16 protein-coding genes are annotated in these 17,275 nt (G+C 63.3%); 4 read left to right on the top strand and 12 right to left on the bottom strand.

Annotated elements, in window-relative coordinates; translation table 11 throughout:
- Nucleotides 1–181: 181 nt before the first annotated feature.
- The 9 genes from ureC to AC6RV7_RS06985 all read right to left on the bottom strand — a co-directional run bounded on the left by ureC (nucleotide 182) and on the right by AC6RV7_RS06985 (nucleotide 9,969).
- Nucleotides 182–1,948, bottom strand: a complete 1,767-nt coding sequence (gene ureC / locus AC6RV7_RS07025) for an urease subunit alpha (RefSeq protein WP_500093205.1) — start codon at nucleotides 1,946–1,948, stop codon at nucleotides 182–184.
- 63 nt (nucleotides 1,949–2,011) lie between these two features.
- Nucleotides 2,012–2,335 (bottom strand): urease subunit beta, encoded by a 324-nt coding sequence (locus tag AC6RV7_RS07020; protein WP_500093204.1) that lies wholly within the window; start codon nucleotides 2,333–2,335, stop codon nucleotides 2,012–2,014.
- A gap of 30 nt (nucleotides 2,336–2,365) precedes the next feature.
- A complete protein-coding gene (locus AC6RV7_RS07015) occupies nucleotides 2,366–2,668 on the bottom strand; it encodes an urease subunit gamma (RefSeq protein ID WP_500093203.1) in 303 nt (100 codons plus the stop codon).
- 104 nt (nucleotides 2,669–2,772) lie between these two features.
- Nucleotides 2,773–3,549, bottom strand: coding sequence for an ABC transporter ATP-binding protein (locus tag AC6RV7_RS07010; protein ID WP_500093202.1), 777 nt, complete (start codon nucleotides 3,547–3,549; stop codon nucleotides 2,773–2,775).
- 109 nt (nucleotides 3,550–3,658) lie between these two features.
- Nucleotides 3,659–4,435, bottom strand: a complete 777-nt coding sequence (gene urtD / locus AC6RV7_RS07005) for an urea ABC transporter ATP-binding protein UrtD (RefSeq protein WP_500093201.1) — start codon at nucleotides 4,433–4,435, stop codon at nucleotides 3,659–3,661.
- Nucleotides 4,432–5,565: an urea ABC transporter permease subunit UrtC gene (gene urtC, locus AC6RV7_RS07000; RefSeq protein ID WP_500093200.1), complete on the bottom strand. Its 1,134-nt coding sequence runs from the start codon at nucleotides 5,563–5,565 to the stop codon at nucleotides 4,432–4,434. Before urtC ends, urtD begins: the two co-directional genes overlap by 4 nt.
- 103 nt (nucleotides 5,566–5,668) lie before the next feature.
- The gene (gene urtB / locus AC6RV7_RS06995) at nucleotides 5,669–7,375 is read right to left on the bottom strand and encodes an urea ABC transporter permease subunit UrtB (protein ID WP_500093199.1); all 1,707 of its coding nucleotides are present in this window, start codon (nucleotides 7,373–7,375) and stop codon (nucleotides 5,669–5,671) included.
- A gap of 210 nt (nucleotides 7,376–7,585) precedes the next feature.
- A complete protein-coding gene (gene urtA, locus AC6RV7_RS06990; protein WP_500094190.1) occupies nucleotides 7,586–8,839 on the bottom strand; it encodes an urea ABC transporter substrate-binding protein in 1,254 nt (417 codons plus the stop codon).
- Nucleotides 8,840–8,994: 155 nt separating this feature from the next.
- Complete coding sequence (locus AC6RV7_RS06985) at nucleotides 8,995–9,969, bottom strand: outer membrane beta-barrel protein (RefSeq protein WP_500093198.1); 975 nt, start codon at nucleotides 9,967–9,969, stop codon at nucleotides 8,995–8,997.
- Nucleotides 9,970–10,168: 199 nt separating this feature from the next.
- On the opposite strand from AC6RV7_RS06985, the gene AC6RV7_RS06980 reads away from it, so the two are divergent.
- Complete coding sequence (locus AC6RV7_RS06980) at nucleotides 10,169–10,963, top strand: TorF family putative porin (protein ID WP_500093197.1); 795 nt, start codon at nucleotides 10,169–10,171, stop codon at nucleotides 10,961–10,963.
- Between the two features lie 25 nt (nucleotides 10,964–10,988).
- Here AC6RV7_RS06980 and AC6RV7_RS06975 read toward each other — a convergent pair whose 3' ends face one another.
- On the bottom strand, nucleotides 10,989–11,462 hold the full coding sequence (locus AC6RV7_RS06975; protein ID WP_500093196.1) for a phage regulatory CII family protein: 474 nt from the start codon (nucleotides 11,460–11,462) through the stop codon (nucleotides 10,989–10,991).
- Nucleotides 11,463–11,589: 127 nt separating this feature from the next.
- On the opposite strand from AC6RV7_RS06975, the gene sucC reads away from it, so the two are divergent.
- The 3 genes from sucC to AC6RV7_RS06960 all read left to right on the top strand — a co-directional run bounded on the left by sucC (nucleotide 11,590) and on the right by AC6RV7_RS06960 (nucleotide 14,468).
- Nucleotides 11,590–12,771, top strand: a complete 1,182-nt coding sequence (gene sucC, locus AC6RV7_RS06970) for an ADP-forming succinate--CoA ligase subunit beta (protein WP_500093195.1) — start codon at nucleotides 11,590–11,592, stop codon at nucleotides 12,769–12,771.
- Nucleotides 12,772–12,888: 117 nt separating this feature from the next.
- Nucleotides 12,889–13,812, top strand: coding sequence for a succinate--CoA ligase subunit alpha (gene sucD, locus AC6RV7_RS06965; protein ID WP_500093194.1), 924 nt, complete (start codon nucleotides 12,889–12,891; stop codon nucleotides 13,810–13,812).
- 401 nt (nucleotides 13,813–14,213) lie between these two features.
- Entirely contained in the window at nucleotides 14,214–14,468 is a 255-nt protein-coding gene (locus AC6RV7_RS06960) for a hypothetical protein (protein WP_500093193.1), read from the top strand.
- A 143-nt stretch (nucleotides 14,469–14,611) separates the two neighbouring features.
- On the opposite strand, the gene AC6RV7_RS06955 is transcribed toward AC6RV7_RS06960, so the two are convergent.
- Together AC6RV7_RS06955 and prfB are read right to left on the bottom strand one after the other, a co-directional pair.
- On the bottom strand, nucleotides 14,612–16,018 hold the full coding sequence (locus tag AC6RV7_RS06955) for a hypothetical protein (RefSeq protein WP_500093192.1): 1,407 nt from the start codon (nucleotides 16,016–16,018) through the stop codon (nucleotides 14,612–14,614).
- Between the two features lie 97 nt (nucleotides 16,019–16,115).
- Nucleotides 16,116–17,259 (bottom strand): peptide chain release factor 2 gene (prfB, locus tag AC6RV7_RS06950; RefSeq protein ID WP_500093191.1). Its coding sequence is split into 2 segments (ribosomal slippage): nucleotides 16,116–17,186 and nucleotides 17,188–17,259, totalling 1,143 coding nucleotides; the frame shifts between segments, so codons are not numbered across the junction.
- Between the last annotated feature and the right edge of the window lie 16 nt (nucleotides 17,260–17,275).

Below are 17,275 nucleotides of genomic sequence, written 5' to 3'. Positions count from 1 at the left end.
CCGCAGCGGACCACCCATGGCCGTCGGGACGACGGCCGCTACCAACTCGGCACGGCAGCATCTGGTTTCCGTGCATTCCGTGCTCTCTGTGGTTCATTTCTGAAACTCTGACCACAGACTGCACGGAAGGCACAGAATCGAAGGGCCCCAAACCCTCCCGAGGAGGACGCCGGATTCGACCTCAGAACAGAAAATACCGCTGCGCCATCGGCAGCTCCTGCATCGGTTCGCACGTGAGCACGCGGCCGTCGGCCTTCACCGTGTAGGTCTCCGGATCGACTTCGATCTGCGGGAGTGCGTCATTGAGCACCATGTCGCGTTTGCCGATGTGGCGGCAGTTCTTCACCGGCTCGAGCCGGCGACGCAGCCCCAGGTCTTTCAGCTCGCCGCGATCCACCGACGCCTGGCTCACAAACGTGATACTCGTCGAACCGAGCGCACGGCCTGCCGCGCCAAACTGCGGCCGGTAGAACGTCGGCTGCGGCGTCGGGATCGAGGCATTCGGATCGCCCATGTTGGCCCACGCGATGAAACCGCCTTTCAACACGAGTTCCGGTTTCACTCCGAAAAGCGCGGGTTTGAAGATGACGAGGTCCGCGAGTTTCCCCACTTCGAGCGAGCCGACGATGTGCGAAATCCCGTGCGCGATCGCCGGGTTGATCGTGTATTTCGCGAGGTAGCGCAGCACGCGGAAATTGTCGGCCGCCGGGTGAGCCCCGCCGCTGAGCGCGCCGAACTGCAGCTTCATTTTGTGCGCGGTCTGCCAGGTGCGGAGGATCACCTCGCCCACGCGGCCCATTGCCTGCGAATCCGACGAGGTCATCGAAATCGCACCAAGATCGTGCAGACAATCCTCGGCCGCGATCGTCTCGGGCCGGATCCGCGATTCGGCGAACGCAACGTCCTCCGGAATCTTCGCATCGAGGTGGTGACACACCATGAGCATGTCGAGATGCTCATCGATCGTATTCACGGTAAAAGGACGCGTCGGATTCGTCGACGACGGCAGCACGTTGGCCTCGCCGCAGACACGAATGATGTCCGGCGCGTGGCCGCCGCCGGCGCCTTCGGAATGAAAGGTGTGAATCGTGCGGCCCTTGAACGCCGCGATCGTCGTTTCGACGAAACCGGATTCGTTGAGTGTGTCGGTGTGGATCGCGACCTGCACGTCGAGTTCGTCGGCGACGCCCAGGCAGGTATCGATCGCGGCCGGCGTCGTGCCCCAATCCTCGTGCAACTTGAGCCCGATCGCGCCCGCGACGATCTGCTCGCGCAGCGGCTCGGCTGTGCCGCAGTTGCCCTTGCCGAGAAAACCGAGGTTCATCGGATACGCCTCAGCGGCCTCGAACATGCGGTGGAGGTTCCATTTTCCCGGCGTGCAGGTCGTCGCAAAGGTGCCGGTCGCCGGACCCGTGCCGCCGCCGAGCATCGTGGTGATGCCGGACGACAGCGCTTCGTCGATCTGCTGCGGGCAGATGAAATGGATGTGGGAATCGATGCCGCCCGCCGTGACGATGCAACCTTCGCCGGCGATGACTTCGGTGGCGGCGCCGACGATCATCGGGTTGCGACGCTTGGTTTGCGGATCGGCGTAAACGGACCCGATTCCGTTCTGGATGCCGGGATTGCCGGAGTGGCCGATGCCGACGATCACACCGTGCTTGATACCGATGTCGGCCTTCAGGATGCCGAGCCGCGAATCGAGGATGAGCGCGTTGGTGATGACGAGATCAAGCGACTCGGCATCGAGCGCGGTCGGCGACTGGCCCATGCCGTCGCGAATGACCTTCCCGCCGCCGAACTTGATCTCGTTCCCGTAGCCGCCGCCCTCGGCGATGAGGTCACGCTCGACCTGGACGAAGAGTTCCGTATCCGCGAGACGGACACGGTCGCCGACGGTGGGGCCGAACATTTCCGCGTATTGGCGGCGGGTGAGTTTCAGGGGCATGGGAGAGGGTTTGTTACACAGAGATCACGGAGGCTGCACTGAGAGCACAGAGGACGATCCTGGTCACGTTGCGGAATCCAGCCGGCCGTTGATTCTGGCCTGGAGGCCGTAGACTTCGCGCGTGCCGGCGAGGGCGACGAGTTCCACTTCCTTGGAGTCGCCAGCTTCGAAACGCACGGCGGTGCCGGCGGGGATGTTCAATCGAAACCCGCGGGCGGCGGCGCGATCGAAACGCAGCGCCTCGTTCGTTTCGAAAAAATGGTAATGCGAGCCGACCTGGATCGGCCGGTCGCCGGAGTTGGCGACGATAAGTCGCTTGGTCTCGAGACCGTCGTTGGCGAACAGTGGCATCGCCTCCAAGGCGGGAATGATTTCTCCGGGGGTCATTTCGGTTTTCAGCGTTTCAGCGCTTTCCGATCAGCGGATCGGATGGTGGACGGTCACGAGTTTCGTACCGTCGGGAAACGTCGCCTCGACCTGCACCTCGTGGACCATCTCGGCGATGCCTTCCATCACGTCGCTGCGTTTCAAAATCGTCGTGCCGAAACTCATGAGGTCAGCCACGGTGCGACCGTCGCGCGCGCCCTCGATGATTTCGTAGGTGATGATCGCAACCGCTTCGGGATAATTCAGCTTCAAGCCTCGCGCCTGACGCCGGCGCGCGAGATCCGCGGCGGTGACGATCAGCAGCTTTTCGCGTTCGCGGGGGGTGAGGTGCATGGGGACGAATAGGCGAGAGGCTAAAGGCTAGAGGCGAGAAGCCGGAGCGGATGAGGCGGAGAGATGAAGGAGGTTGATTGACTCTGGGCTCTGGGCGCTGGGCTCTAGACTTGCAGATGCTCCTTCACGACTTCGTCGGTCAGCGCGGCGATCGAGCCGGAGGCCACGACTGCGCCCCGGTCCATCGCGTAGAAGCGATCGGCGACGTCGCGGCAAAAATCCACGTATTGTTCGACCAGCAAAATCGCGAGCGACTGCTCCTGCTTCAGCACCTTCACCGCATGCTGAATCTCTTCCACGGGATTCTCGTGGAGCCCCTCCGTTTTCAACTTCTTCAACGTGTCGCCGATATGATCGATGATCGACGGTTGGATGCCTTCCGTCGGTTCGTCGAGGATCAGCAATTTCGGTCGCGTCAGGATCGCGCGTCCGATGGCGAGTTGCTGTTGCTGGCCGCCGGACAGCACGCCGCCTTTGCGCGAGAGCATCTCCTTCAGGACAGGAAACAGATGGAAGACGCGCTCGAGGCCGTCGCGATCCGCGGCCTTGCCCCGACGGTGCACGACGAGGCCGACGTGCAGGTTTTCCTCGACGGTCAGGTGCGGAAAGATGTCGCGACCTTGCGGCACATACGCGATGCCGGCGCGCGCGCGGGCGTCGGGAGAGAGTTTCGCGAGATCCTGGCCGTCGAACCGAAGGCTGCCATTGCGCACTGGCAATAAGCCGGTGATGCAGCGCAGCGTGGTGGTTTTGCCGACGCCATTGCGGCCCATGAGCGCGACGACTTCGCCGGCATTCACCTCCAGGTTCACCCCGCGCAGAATGCGCGATCCGGCGATGTCCGCTTCGACCGTCGAAAGTTGAAGCAGAGGACTACTCATGAGAGGTGGCCGCAAAAAGGCGCAGGAAGCGCAAAAAATGGGCGGTCGAGACAGATTTCATAACGGGCCGTTGCGAGCTTCTGCGCGTTTTGCGCATTTTTGCGGCGATTCATCCGTGCTTACCGCGGCCGAGATAGACGTGGCGGACTTGTTCGTTCGCCTGCACCTCGTCGAACTTTCCTTCGCACAAGACGGTGCCCTGATGCAGCACCGTCACTTTGCCGTCGCGCGCGATCTGTTTCACAAACGTCATGTCATGTTCGACGACGACGATGCTGTGCTTTTCCGACAAACTGATCAGCAGCTCGCCGGTGCGAGCGGTTTCGTCGTCGGTCATGCCCGCCGCCGGTTCGTCGACGAGCAGGAGTTGCGGCTCCTGCGCGAGGAGCATGCCGATTTCGAGCCACTGCTTTTCGCCGTGGGCGAGCTGGCCGGCGCGCAGATCGCGTTTCGCGTCGAGGCGGATCAGCTTCAGTAATTCGTCGATCCGGTCGCGCTGGTCGGAGGTGACGCGATGAAACAACGTGGAGAACACGCCGCGCGATCCTTTGAGCGAGAGCAACAGATTCTCGAATACGGTATGATCCACGTAAACCGACGGGGTCTGGAATTTGCGGCCGATGCCGAGGCGATTGATCTGATATTCGTTGAGTCCGACGAGATCCGTGTCCCAGCCAAATTCGATTTTGCCCGTATCCGGTTTCGTGCGACCGGTGATCAGATCGAAGAACGTCGATTTGCCGGCGCCGTTCGGACCGATGACCGTGCGCAGCTCGCCGCGGTTGAGATAGAAGTTCAGGTTCGTGATGGCCTTGAACCCGTCGAACGTCTTGCTCACATCCTCGACGGTCAGGATGAAATTGGTGCGGTCGGGGCCGACATTCATGACGCGGAGGTGACAGGTTTGGCCGACGGCTCGGAATCCGTGCGAGCGCTCGGACGCGCGGCGCGGTGTTTCCACCACGCGGAGAGCCGACCGGGCAGACTCACGAGTCCACCGGGCAGCAGCAGAACGACCACGACGAACAGTCCGCCCAGCAGGAACAACCAGAGATCGGGATACGCGCGCGTCGCCCAGCTCTTCAAGGCATTGACCGTGACCGCGCCGATGATCGGGCCGACGAGCGTGCCGCGTCCGCCGACCGCGACCCACACGACGGCCTCGAGCGATTTGTCGGGCGTCATCTCGGATGGATTGATGATGCCGACCTGCGGCACGTAGAGCGCGCCACCGATGCCGGCGATGCACGCGGCGACGACGAAAACGAAAAGTTTGAAATGCGCAGCGGCGTAGCCGCTGAACAGCACACGATTCTCGCCGTCGCGGATCGCGCGTTGCACGAGCCCGAACTTCGTCTGGCTTAGCCAGCGGCAGCCGAGAAACACGAGCACCAGCGCGAGCGCGCTCGCGATATAGAGACCACGCTGCGTCGCCGCGTCGCGAATGTCGTGACCAAGGATGAACTTGTAATCGGTGAAGCCGTTGTTGCCGCCCATCAGCATGTCGTTGCGGAAAAACATGAGCGACGCGCCGTAGGTGAGCGCCTGCGTGAGGATGGAGAAATACACGCCTTTGATCCGCGAACGAAAGGCGAGGAAACCGAAAACGAAGGCGACGATGCCCGGCAGCAGAAAGATCATCGCCGCCGCGAACGGGAAACTGTCGAACGGCTTCCAGAAAGCCGGCAGCTCTGACCAGCCGAGGAACACGAGGAAGTCCGGGATCGGCTTCCGGTATTGCCCGAGATCGCCGATCATTCGCATCAGATACATGCCCATCATGTAGCCCCCGAGGCTGAAGAAGAGCGCCTGGCCGAGACTGAGCAGACCGGTGTAGCCCCAGAGCAGATCGACGGAAATCGCGAGCAATGCGTAGCAGAGATACTTGCCCCACAGGTTCAGCGTGAAGTCGCTGATCAGCCCGTAGCTGTTGAGCAGCGGGAACACGACCACGAGGAACAACGTGATCGCCGCGATCGCGCTCAGTTCGATTTTGCGAAGAGTCGGCGCGCTCATCTCGATCGAATTTCACCACGAAACACACGAAATACACGGAAAGGACCAAGCCTTCCGTTCGTATTGTTTTCGTGGGTTTCGTGTTTTTCGTGGTTCATAAAACTCATCCCTCCAAACTGCGGCTGCGCGTCACGAAAATGCCCGCCGGCCGCCATTGCAGGAACAGGATGATCGCGACCAGCACGGTGATTTTTCCGAGCACCGGATTCAGCAGGATCTGCTGCAGCGATTGATCCGCCATGCCGATGCCGACCGCGGCGAACACCGTGCCAGGCAGATTGCCGACGCCGCCAACGACGACCGTCATGAAACAGTCGACGATGTAGCTCTGGCCGAGCGACGGACCGACGTTGCCGATCTGTGAGAGAAACGCGCCCGCGAGTCCCGCGAGTCCGCTGCCGAGCCCAAACGTCAGCATGTTCACGCGCTCGGTGCGCACGCCCATGCACGAGGCCATGTTGCGATTCTGCATCACCGCGCGGATCAGCAGACCGAGCGAGGTGCGCGTGAGCACGAGCCACACGCCCAGCACGATCACGCCCGCGAAACCGATTACGAAGACGCGGTTCCAGCCGAAGATGATGTCGTTGAACGTCCAGCTGTCGCTGAGATAGCTCGGGCTGCTCACCTGCACGTTGTTCGAGCCGAAGACGCGGCGGAACAGCTGTTGTAGAACCATGGATACGCCCCAGGTCGCGAGCAGGCTCTCCAGCGGACGGCGGTAAAGGAAACGGATCACGCCGCGCTCGAGCAGGATGCCCGCGCCCGCGGCGGCGAGGAAACTGAGCGGCAGCGCCCAGAGGAAATAGCTCTCGTAGAACCAGCCGTGCGCGTTGAGCCCCGGCAGGCTGAAACTCCAGCCAAACGGCGACAGCGCCAGGCCCGACCCGAAAAGATTCTGGACAATGTAGGTCGTGTAGGCGCCGACGGCGATCATCTCGCCGTGCGCCATGTTGATCACGCCCATCAGGCCAAACGTGATCGCGAGGCCGAGCGCGACGACGAGCAGGATGCTGCCGAGGCTCAGGCCACGGAAAAGCGTGCCGAAAAAGTTGACGAAGGAAACGTGGCTCTCGACCGCGTGGATGGCGGAAGACGCGGCGGCGACGAGCGCCGGTTTTTTCTCGGTTTGCGCGGATTTCAAAGCCGCGCGCAACGCGTCCGCGCTGCCGATCGTGTGCAGCTCCTTGAGGTCGTGCAGCGCGGCAAGCTTCACGTCGTCGCTCGCGTCCTTGAGCCGGATCAACGCGATCGCCTCACGCAACGTGAGCCGGACCTGCGTCTCCTCCTCGATCTTCAACCGCGTCTCGAGCGCGGGCAGTTTGTCGGCCGCCTGGGAGTAGCCGAAGGCCTGGATCGCGCGTATCCGTTTCGTCACGTCGGGTTTCGCGAGATCGGCGAGATCGAGCACATTCTTCATCACCCGCCGCAGTGCCGAAGTGTGCTCGACCGCCTTCAACCCGCCGGGCGCGAGGCGCAGCGGCTGGCCCGACGCATCCGTCACCGCCGCCCCCGTGTCGACGCGCACGGCGGCGAAACGGCCGGCGGAATCTTTTTCTCCCGTCAGCTGCACTACGAACGGCGCACCCTCGCCGGGTGTGTAGACGAACAGCGCGTCCTCGCGCCAGGCAGCGAGCAGCGGCGCGATCGCTTCGTCGCCCTCCCCGATCAACGTGCGCAGGATCTCCATGCGTTGCGCGTTCGGCCCGGTGAGCGCGGCGCGCGCGATGATCTGCCGCGCGGTCTCGGCCCCGAGACACGGTGCGACCAGCAGGAGAAAACCAACGAAGAGGTATTTCGAAACAGACACGGGTAGTCGGAAGGAATCCGGTGAAACAAAGGGGCGGGTTCGTGGCCCGAACCCGCCCCCGTCTTAGCAATCAATGGGCCAAGTTGTGTGTTGGTGTGTGGGAGATTTTCAGAAACCCGCAGTATGTCATTCCGAGGCGCGCCCCGCGTTGAAGCGATCCAGCGGAATTGCCACGTCCCGCAGGCGCGGGACTCGCGATGACCGACGCGCTTACTTGAACTTACCCTTGAGCCAGGGCTCGCCGTAGACGCTGTCGAAGGACTTCACGATTTTGAACTGACCGTCGGCCTTGGTCTCGCCGATGTAGACGTTCTTCGTGAGGTGCATGTTGGGCTGCGTGGTGACGCGGCCGCCGGGGCCGTCGAACGAAACACCGCTCTTCCAGGCCTCGCGAACCTTGTCCACGTCGAAGCTGCCGGCTTTTTCGACGCAGGCCTTCCAGAGGTAAACGCCGTCATAGCTGAGCACCATCGGCGAGCAGGTGACGCGGCCTTCGCGCACGATGCCGGGCGTCGCGGTGGTCTTGAGCCACTGCATAAAGTTGGAAACGAATTTCTCGTTCGCCGGCGTGTCGAGCGACTGGAAATAGGTCCAGCAGCCGAGCTGGCCGACGAGCTGTTTCGCGGGCAAGCCGCGAAACTCGTCTTCGGAGATCGAGAACGAAACCACCGGGCAATCGTCGGCGGTGAGACCCGCGGCGGCGTATTCCTTGAAGAACGGGACGTTGGTGTCGCCGTTCAGCGTGGAGATCACGCAAGCGTCGCCGGACGCGGCGAACTGTTTGATCTCGGCGACGATCTGCTGGTAGTCGGTGTGGCCGAACGGCGTGTATTTGCCGGCGGAGATGATCTTGCCCGAATCGTCCTTGCGGTAGCCGCCGCCGATGTTTTCGAGCGGCACGCCCTTGCTCAGGAGGTATTCGAGCAGCACGAGGTTCGTGGTCTGCGGATAAACGTAATCGGTGCCGAGCAGGTAGAATTTCTTTTTGCCCTCGGCCAGGTAGTAATCGACCGCGGGCGTGGCCTGCTGGTTCACCGCCTCGGCGGTGTAGGCGACGTTCTGCGACTCCTCCTCGCCCTCGTATTGGACGGGATAGAAGAGCAGGCCGTTGTTCTTTTCGAAGACCGGCAGCACGGATTTGCGCGACACGGAAGTCCAGCAGCCGAACACGACCGCGACCTTGTCCTGCTCGAGCAGCTGCTTCGCCTTCTCGGCAAACAGCGGCCAGTTCGACGCGCCGTCGACCACGACCGGCTCGATCTTTTTGCCGAGAACGCCGCCCTTCGCGTTGATCTCGTCGAAGGTGAACAGCAGCACGTCGCGCAGCGACGTCTCGCTGATCGCCATGGTGCCGCTGAGGGAGTGCAGGACGCCGACCTTGATGGTATCGGCCGCGCGAGCGGTGCCGATCGAGGCGCAGAGCGCGAGGGCTCCGACGCCGAGCAGTTGGGTGAGTTTCTTGATCATGGAGGGGAAGTTCGCGGACGCGCGGCGGTGTCGGGGCACGGCAGTGGCCAGGCACCTCCGCGGAGGAGATAAAAACCGGACGTTGGGTTGAGGAGGAGCGGGCGCCGCGCGCGCAGGCGCGGCGCCCGGAAGAAGCAGCGGACGGGACCCGCTTAGAATTTGAAGACGATCTGGCCGCCGATGAACGTGTAGTCGCCGCTGTCGCCCTCGCCCACCGAGAACTCGGCGCGGAGCGAGAGGTTGTTGTCGATCGTGTAGGTGGGCGCGACGGTGTATTTCGTGTCGCTGCCGCCGCCGTCCCACTCGACGCCGCTGATGCGGAAGATGGTCGAGAACTTGTCGGTGAACTTGTAGCCCGCGAAGGCCAGCCAGCCGTCCATCGTGTCGTTCTGGTGATCGTATTCCGCGGCGAGCGTGAGCTTGTCGGTGACGGCGTAGCTCAGCCAGAGATCGAAGATGAAGAGCTCGTCGGCCGCGCCCTTCGTATCCTCAAATGCAATACCGGTGAAGATCGTGAGCTTGTCGATGCCCGTGTAGGAGATCATCGCCTCGAAGCCGATGTCGTCGTCGTATTCGCGGTCGCCTTCGAAAAAGCCCTTCGAGCCGAGGAAGACGGAGTCCACCGCCGCCACGCCCACGGAGAACGTTTCCGTCGAGTAGTCGATCTTGGCGCCGGTGTGATAAGCCGGGATCGCGAAGATCGTGGAGCCGTAGGTGAGCTGCGCCATGTTGACCGGATCGAACGCCTCGTAGCCGAGATAGCTGAGGAATTTGCCGCCCGTGAGCTTCACGCCCGTGCCGGTGTCGAAGGTGACGTAGGCATCGAGCAGGCCGGCCTCGTCCGCCGCGCCGGGCAAATAGAGGATCGAGCCATAGGCGCTGAGCTTGTCGGCGCTGGCCAGCACTCCGAGCTTCACGGCGTCGGCGTTCACCACGGCGGGCGAGCCCTTCGATTCGAAATAGCTGTCGATGTGGCCGCCGCCGTCGATGTCGGTGTTGGTCACCGCGCCGATGGCATAACCGTTGACGCTGATGTAGTCGTTGACCTTCACATCGGCGACGGCGGTCGCGACGAGAGCGAGCGACGTCGCAGCCCAGCCAGCTAGCTTGGAGGTATTTTGGATCATAGTTTGATTAGTAGGTTTGCAGCAGGCGTACCGTCGTTTCCATTCAGGCCGGAAACGTTCGGCTTGCGGAACCGTGTTAGCAGATCGCTTGCCAGCTTCGGCAAGCGGGTGCGGTCGCGTGTCATATCGCGATTGCACCGGAGGAAACGCAGCGCCTAGCTGTCGGGTTTTCGGCGCGGATCTGCCGCGCGTTCGTCCCATGAATCCGTCTCTGCTGCTGCGTCCTTTCCTCGTCGCCACCATCGCCGCCGCCCCGGTATTGCCGCTGCCGGCGCAAACGCCGGCGCCGGCGTTCGGCGAGCATTCGTGGACGCTCTCCTCGGCGTTGACCTCGGCTTACCTGTTTCGCGGCGTGCGACGGGCCGGCGTCTCGTTTCAGCCGGCGCTCGACTTTTATTCCGGGCCGCTGGCGCTGGGCGCGTGGAGCAACGTCGCCCTCGACGAAGGGGACGGGCCCGACCGCGATCCGGAAATCGATTTCTACGGATCCTACACGATCGCGTCGGCGGACGGAACCCGCAGCCTCGTCCCGGGCGTGACCGTCTACACGTATCCGGATTCTCAACACACGGCCGGCCTCCATGCCGTCACGGTCGAGCCGAGCCTGGCGGCGAATCTGACCGTGCGCGGCGTGCGGCTCACGCCGAAGATCTATTACGACGCCATGCTTGAAGGCGCGACATATGAGTTTACCGCCGCGGCGGCGTGGCCGCTCACGACCTGGGGCACGGAGCTCGCGCTGGCGCTCACGGCCGGAACCTTTCGCTGGAACGACCTCGCCGACACGTCGCCCGCGCTGAAGAACTGGGGCGATTACTGGACGGCCAGCGTCACGCTCCCGGTGCAGATCGGTCTCCGATCACAGCTCGCGCTCAACGTGACCTACAGCGAAGGCCGCAACAATTTCTACAAATCGGGTCGCACCCCGCGCGAAGCGAATCCCGACGCCGACCGCCGTGCCGCGGTGACGCTCAGCTACGCGCACACGTTCTAGTCGCGCATCCCGTCGCGAGCCGGATCTACGCCGACTTCGGCGGTTCAACGTTGCCACCGAAATTGCCGGCCTCGGCGGCGCGCACGAAGCCCTCGGTCACGCTCTTGAGCTCCTCCCAGCGCGCGCGAATTTTTTTGGCCTCCTCCTTCGTGACCATGTCGTCCGCGGCCGCGGTCGCGATCGTGGCGAGCATGTCGGCGAATTCCTGGACGATGTCGTTCGTCACCGGAATGAGCGGGCCTCCTGGCGGGAAATTGTGGGGATTGCGGATGTAGAAACCGCCCGCGCGTTCGCAGACCCATTGCGCGATGCGCGCATCCTGCGTGGTGCGGACGAGTTGGCCGACACGCTCCAGCGGACTGCTCGCGCCGCTGCCGCTCTCGGATTCCGGCGGCTCGGCCCATTTGTAGATGAGTGAAAGCGACAGCCCCATGTCGGCGGCTATCTGCTTGGCGCTGGTGCGTTTCAGCACCTCTCGCATGAGCTCATGAGCATCCATGGTCGCGCAGCGTGCCAGCGCGAACCCGAAACGCAATCCCGCTCGCACGGCGAGCGGACGATCAGATAAAGTTGCCGTTTTTAGGCGTGCCATGCCCGGCGGTATCCGCTGAATTCAGACCCCTTCAATGAACATTCACGAGTATCAGGCGAAAGCGCTCTTCGAAAAATATGGCGTGCCGATTCCCGCCGGTGCCCCCGCCAAATCCGTGGCCGAGTTCGACACCGCACTCGGCGGTTTGCCCGAGGGTCCGACGATGGTGAAATCGCAGATCCATGCCGGCGGTCGCGGCAAGGGCACGTTCACGACCGGCTTCAAGGGCGGCGTTAAGTATTGCAAGACCAAGGCCGATGCGAAGGCCACGGCCAGCCAGATGCTGGACAACACCTTGGTCACGCTCCAAACCGGCCCCGCGGGCCGCAAGGTGCAGACGGTGTATTTCACGGTCGCGAGCGACATCAAAAAGGAATACTACCTCGCCATCCTGCTCGATCGCGCGACCTCGCGCCCCGTGATCGTCGCCTCGACCGAAGGCGGCGTGGAGATCGAGAAGGTCGCGCACGAGACCCCCGAGAAGATCGTGAAGGTCTTCGTCGATCCCGCTTACGGCCTCGCCGACTTCCAGGTGCGCCAGGTGATCTTCGCGCTCGGCCTCGCCGGCGCGGAGGCGAAGAACGCCACCAAGCTCATCCGCAATCTCTACACGCTGTTCTGGGATACCGACGCCTCCATGGTTGAGGTCAACCCGCTCATCACCACGCCCACCGGCGAAGTCCTCGCGCTCGACGCGAAGGTGAGCTTCGACGACAACGCCCTTTTCCGTCACCCCGAGATTCTCGCGCTGCGCGATCTCAACGAGGAGGACCCGAAGGAAATCGAGGCGTCCCAATACTCGCTCAACTACATCGCGCTCGACGGCACCATCGCGTGCCTCGTGAACGGCGCCGGCCTGGCGATGAGCACGATGGACATCATCAAGCACTACGGCGGCAACCCCGCCAACTTCCTCGACGTCGGTGGCGGCGCTTCGAAGGACCAGGTGGTGGCTGCGTTCAAGATCATCCTCGGCGACCCGAACGTGAAGGGGATCTTCGTCAACATCTTCGGCGGCATCATGGACTGCAACGTGATCGCCACCGGTATCGTGCAGGCGGTGAAGGAAGTCGGCCTCAAGTTGCCGCTCGTCGTTCGCCTCGAGGGCAACAACGCCGTCCTCGCCCGCCAGACGCTCGACGACTCCGGCCTGACGATCGTCAGCGGCACCTCGATGGCCGACGCCGCGCAAAAGATTGTGAAGCTGGTCGCGTAGCAACCAGCCGTTGAGAGATGAGAGCTGAGAGTTGAGAGACCGATCCACCCAGACGCGCCGTCCTCCTCCAGCTTCCGTCCCCTCAACTCTGAACCCTCAACTCTCAACTTTTCTAAAATGTCCATCCTCGTCACTCCCGCCACGAAGGTCCTCGTGCAAGGTATCACCGGCGACTTCGGCGGCCGTCACGCCAAGCTCTCCCTCGATTACGGCTCCGGCATCGTCGCCGGCGTCACGCCCGGCAAGGGCGGCCAGATCTTCGAATACAGCACGTTTCGCGTGCCGATCTTCAACACCGTCGCCGAAGCGAAAGCCGCCACCGGCGCCACGGTCTCCGCGATCTTCGTCCCGCCGCCGTTCGCCGCCGACGCCATTCTCGAGTGCGCCGACGCCGACCTCGATCTCGCCGTCGCCATCACCGAGGGCATTCCGATCAAGGATATGGTCCGCGTGAAACGCGCCATGCAGGGCAAGCGCACCCGCCTCGTCGGTCCCAACTGCCCCGGCATCGTCACGCCCGGGCCCGGCAAGGACTCCAAAGGCGGCTGCCGCATCGGCATCGCGCCCGGCTACATTCACCAGCAAGGCCACGTCGGCGTCGTCTCGCGTTCCGGCACCCTCACCTACGAGGCGGTTTACCAGCTCACGCAGAAAAACATCGGCCAGAGCACGTCCGTCGGCATCGGTGGCGATCCGGTCAACGGCACGTCGCACCTCGACGTCATCAAGATGTTCAACGACGACCCCGAGACGCACGGCATCATCATGATCGGCGAGATCGGCGGCAACGCCGAGGTGGAGGCTGCGCGCTGGATCAAGGATCACTGCAAGAAGCCCGTCGCCGGCTTCATCGCCGGTGCCACGGCGCCCGCGGGTCGCCGCATGGGCCACGCCGGCGCGATCGTTGGCGGCGCCGAGGACACTGCCGCGGCCAAGATCGCCGTCTTCAAGGAGTGCGGCATCGAAGTCGCCGTGACACCCAGCGACATGGCCGACGCGCTCATCCGCGCCGCTCAGGCGCGTGGCGTCAAGCTGAGCTGAAGCAGCGGATTGAAGTCGGCGGTCGGAACTTCGTCCGCCGACTCAAATCCGTCCGCTCCCGCCGACGACGGAGCGCCACGCGGACATCACGTGGACGGATTGTACGGTGAGCGCTCCCACTGCCCCTTACTGCCAGGGAATTCCAAATTCCCGAAAAAATTGCTGGACAGCACCGGCGCAGAACTCACGCTCGCTGTCGCATCAGGAACGAGTCGACCCTAACAAGTCGATTCCGCCAACCGGGCCGGGAGCGGCCACGGTGGATCGGGGGAAACCCCGGATGTGCGTCACTGCAAGGTGGCGAACCAGCAACGCTCCCGAAGACGAGACCGACCTGATGCCCAGGTCGGTTTTTTTGTTTTCCCCTGTTGCGCGAAGCTCCCACACAGACCCTCCCGCACATGACCTCCCTAACCAAACTCCCCGGCATCCGCGTCGATGCGGAAAATCCCAACCATCATCTCTGGGATAATCACGGCACCTGGTTCCTGCACTACACGATCCACCCGACGCCCTTCACCAAGGAGCGCATCCGCCGCTCGCTCGGCACGAAGGATGTCCGCGTCGCCCGCGAACGTCGCGATCACTTCTTCGCGATGCTGGCGAAGGACGCCGCGGCCAAGCCCGCCGCCGCCCACAAGGACTGCGCCGCCTGAGCGGCAGCCGCCCGCGCTCACACCGTCCGTGCGCTTATTGAGCTCGCGGAGCGGTGACCTCTTCCCAACGACCCGCGTTCGCTACCGGCGCGAGTCGATCGGATTCGTTTCGCACCTGGCGGCGCGGCCTTGGTAGCGCCAAGTCAGCCGACCACGCGCGCCGGCAACAGAGCGGCGTCCTGCATGCCGTGGATGATCTTTTTGTCCGGCGGACAAAACGTCGCGAGCGCACCGGAAAGACGCGGCTGGCCCTCGACGATGAAGTAGTAGGGACACAGCCGCAAACGCCCCGCCTTCGTGGCCGCGATCGGAGCCTCGCCGCCTTCTGCCGGCGTCGCGTAAAGCCGGTGCTCGAGCCGCTTCGGCTTTCGATACGTTTGCAGCACGTGCAGGTTCGTCGGCGCGAGTTCGACGGCGCGCGTCACGCCCTGTTGCCACTCCTCGCGCGAGCAATCGCTGCCCAGCACGACGCTGCGCGCGCCCCAGGCGGTTTCGTGATAACCGCTGATCTTGATGATCAGATCGCGCTCCTTCTGCGAAGCCGACGCGAGATCGCGCCAGTCGTTGAGCGAACGCCCACCGACCTTCGGTCCATCGAGCACGGCGCCCGGCGGCAGCGGCGCGGGATCGATGACCCACGACGCCGGGATCAAGGATCGCAATAATTTCAACGCGCGCCCGCTCAACGCCTCCGCCCAAAACTCCTGCAGCAGGTGGTGATGAAACAGCGCCAACGCGAGTTTCTCCTCCTGGAAGTGCCGCATCGGCGGCGCGATCGCCACCTCGCCGGCCGTCCACGCCTCGAAGATGAAGTGGGCCGTCCGGATGTTCGCTAAATCAAACAGCTCGAAGAAGCGATAGATCACATCGACCTTCTCGGGGTTGCCGTCGACGTCGATGCACAGCGACGAGCCGAGCGGGAAAATATCTTCAGGACGCACGCAGAACACCCGCTTGCCGAGCAGCTGTAGCTGGTGCGCGAGCCACTCCATCTCCGGCCGGTAGGTCGCGGCCTCGTCGCTGACCGCGAGCGCGATCAGCGGATTCGGCATCTCCGGTCGCAACGCCGCCAGCGAGGCGTGGAAATTCCGGATCATCGCGTCGTCCGCGCCCAGAATCCCGTCGCCCGCGTAAAGCCGGTTGAGAAACGCCGTCAGCCCGATGCCACCCGGCACCGAATCGAGCTCCGTGAGCGCGAACCCTTCCTCCGTCAGCAACAGATCCGGCCGCAACACCGTCGGAACGACGCCGCGGTTTTTCGGATCGCGCGCGTGCGCGATCAATTCCGCGGGTTTGCCGCGATCGAGATAATCGGCCACCCACGGCGCGAGCAGCGGCTTGTTGCGCAGGAGGTTCTTTCCGGTCGCCGATCGCGTGTAGAGCGTCTCCAGCGCCTGATGAAACTCCAGACATGCCGCGCCGATCGCCTCCAGTTGCGCGAGCTGCTCGGCAGTCAGCGGCCACGCGTCCGGCGAGAGTTGCCACGATTTATCCTCGAACAACGGCTGCGCCGAGAGCGCGGCCTTGATGGACCCGTAGGAGAGCGACATGGGAAGAGCCGAAAGCCTGTGAGGCTGACGGATCGACGCAAACCCGCCGACCTAAATCTTCACGCGGCGCGCCGGTGGGACGCGCCGCCGTGGATGTTCACTCTTCCATCTGGATGTCCTTGTTGCGATGACGCGGACATCCGGCGCGCAGCCAGGCGTTGATGAAGCGGTCGAGATCGCCGTCGAGCACGCCTTGCGTGTCGCTCGTGCTGATCCCCGTGCGCAGGTCCTTCACCATCTGGTAAGGCTGCAGCACGTAGCTGCGAATCTGGCTACCCCAACCGATCTCGCCCTTCTCGCCGTAAAACTTGTCCATCTCGGCGCGCTGCTCGTCCTGTTTCTTTTCGTAGAGCCGCGCCTTCAGGACGTTCATCGCCGCGGCCTTGTTCTTCAGCTGCGAGCGTTCGTTTTGGCAAACCACCACGATGCCGGAGGGCATGTGCGTGATACGCACGGCCGAGTCGGTCGTGTTGACGCCCTGGCCGCCCTTGCCCGACGAGCGATACACATCGATTCGCAGATCGTTTTCGTCGATGTCGATGTCGATCTCGTCGGTGACCTCCGCGACCACGTCGACCGCGCAGAACGACGTGTGCCGGCGCTTGTTGGCGTCGAACGGGCTGATGCGCACGAGGCGATGCACGCCGCGCTCGGCCTTCACGTAACCGTAGGCGTTTTCGCCCTTGATCAACATCGTCGCCTTCGTGATGCCCGCCTGATCGCCGGCCTGCACGTCCTGCACCTCGACGGTGAAACCGCGCCGCTCCGCCCAGCGGTTATACATCCGGAACAGCAGGTCGGCCCAGTCATTGGACTCGGTGCCGCCCGCGCCCGACTGGATCGAGAGGATGGCGTTGTTCTTGTCGAACTGGCCGGTGAGGAAAGACGCAATCTCCAGGTCGTCGAGTTCCTCAACCATGCCGTTGACCTGCATCTCGAGGTCCTTTTCGGAAGCTTCGCGTTCGGCGTCGGTCGCCGCTTCGATGAGCTCGACCATCACGTCGAGGTCTTCGACCCGTTTTTGAAACGCCACCACCGGGAGCACGGCCTTCTTCAAGCCGTTCAGCTTCGTGATGTGCCGCTGCGCGCGATCGTTGTTATCCCAGAACGTCGGCGCCCCCATCTCGGCCTCGAGGGCCTCTATTTCCCGCTGCTTTTGTTCGCAGTCAAAGAAACCTCCATAGGTGGCCGGCTCGCTTCTTGATGTTCTCGATGTGGCTGAAAGTCTCGGGTGCGATCATGGTAAGGGGTCCATGG

The sequence above is a fragment of the Opitutus sp. sgz309028 genome (genome assembly GCF_059821195.1).
The sequence above is the reverse complement of the archived record's forward strand: the minus strand, read 5'-3'. Positions and strand labels throughout refer to the sequence as shown.

What these genes read in the sequence shown, in the direction of transcription:
- AC6RV7_RS06960 (WP_500093193.1), top strand. Translation starts at nt 14,214, where the DNA reads ATGACCTCCCTAACCAAACTCCCCGGCATCCGCGTCGATGCGGAAAAT.
- ureC (WP_500093205.1), bottom strand. Translation starts at nt 1,948, where the DNA reads ATGCCCCTGAAACTCACCCGCCGCCAATACGCGGAAATGTTCGGCCCC.
- urtC (WP_500093200.1), bottom strand. Translation starts at nt 5,565, where the DNA reads ATGAGCGCGCCGACTCTTCGCAAAATCGAACTGAGCGCGATCGCGGCG.
- AC6RV7_RS07010 (WP_500093202.1), bottom strand. Translation starts at nt 3,549, where the DNA reads ATGAGTAGTCCTCTGCTTCAACTTTCGACGGTCGAAGCGGACATCGCC.
- AC6RV7_RS07015 (WP_500093203.1), bottom strand. Translation starts at nt 2,668, where the DNA reads ATGCACCTCACCCCCCGCGAACGCGAAAAGCTGCTGATCGTCACCGCC.
- urtD (WP_500093201.1), bottom strand. Translation starts at nt 4,435, where the DNA reads ATGAATGTCGGCCCCGACCGCACCAATTTCATCCTGACCGTCGAGGAT.
- AC6RV7_RS07020 (WP_500093204.1), bottom strand. Translation starts at nt 2,335, where the DNA reads ATGACCCCCGGAGAAATCATTCCCGCCTTGGAGGCGATGCCACTGTTC.
- AC6RV7_RS06980 (WP_500093197.1), top strand. Translation starts at nt 10,169, where the DNA reads ATGAATCCGTCTCTGCTGCTGCGTCCTTTCCTCGTCGCCACCATCGCC.
- AC6RV7_RS06955 (WP_500093192.1), bottom strand. Translation starts at nt 16,018, where the DNA reads ATGTCGCTCTCCTACGGGTCCATCAAGGCCGCGCTCTCGGCGCAGCCG.
- sucD (WP_500093194.1), top strand. Translation starts at nt 12,889, where the DNA reads ATGTCCATCCTCGTCACTCCCGCCACGAAGGTCCTCGTGCAAGGTATC.
- AC6RV7_RS06975 (WP_500093196.1), bottom strand. Translation starts at nt 11,462, where the DNA reads ATGGATGCTCATGAGCTCATGCGAGAGGTGCTGAAACGCACCAGCGCC.
- AC6RV7_RS06985 (WP_500093198.1), bottom strand. Translation starts at nt 9,969, where the DNA reads ATGATCCAAAATACCTCCAAGCTAGCTGGCTGGGCTGCGACGTCGCTC.
- sucC (WP_500093195.1), top strand. Translation starts at nt 11,590, where the DNA reads ATGAACATTCACGAGTATCAGGCGAAAGCGCTCTTCGAAAAATATGGC.